We start from the raw sequence: 435 nt of genomic DNA on the forward strand, positions 1-435 counted from the left end.
GATATGGGTAGCGCGCACCGTCACGCGGCGCGTGACGCAGCGCCAACGTACCCACAGCGATTCGTGAATAAGCGAGCAAAATGGAGACGAGCGCGATCTTCGCACCGAAGTTCGGCGACGCGTAAGTAAAGTACACCAACGCTGCGAAGGCGATGGCGAATGCCGCAGTTTCGTCGTGCCGTACGTAACTCATGCCGAAGAACTGCCGCATCCCCTGCACGAGCAACAGCATGGCCGTCACCGCAATCAACGCAGCCCCAATGGTCGTGAACTGTCCTGGCTGAGTACCGGCGACCAACATCCACACCAAAGCAGCGGCCAACAGTGCGTGAGCTAAGCACCAGCGACCTATACCCATCACCCCAGTCCGAAGCAGCGAACCAAGGATGGCCACGCTCATCAGGCAAGACATGATCACAATACCTACCAGAATGA

General features: G+C 58.2%; 1 pseudogene. It reads right to left on the reverse strand.

Going from position 1 to position 435, the window contains the following annotated elements:
- Positions 1–433, reverse strand: a pseudogene (locus I6F36_RS38895) (GGDEF domain-containing protein); the annotation flags it as partial.
- Positions 434–435: the final 2 nt, after the last annotated feature.

The sequence above is a fragment of the Bradyrhizobium sp. BRP19 genome (assembly GCF_020194195.1).
In the GTDB taxonomy this organism is placed as follows: domain Bacteria; phylum Pseudomonadota; class Alphaproteobacteria; order Rhizobiales; family Xanthobacteraceae; genus Bradyrhizobium; species Bradyrhizobium yuanmingense.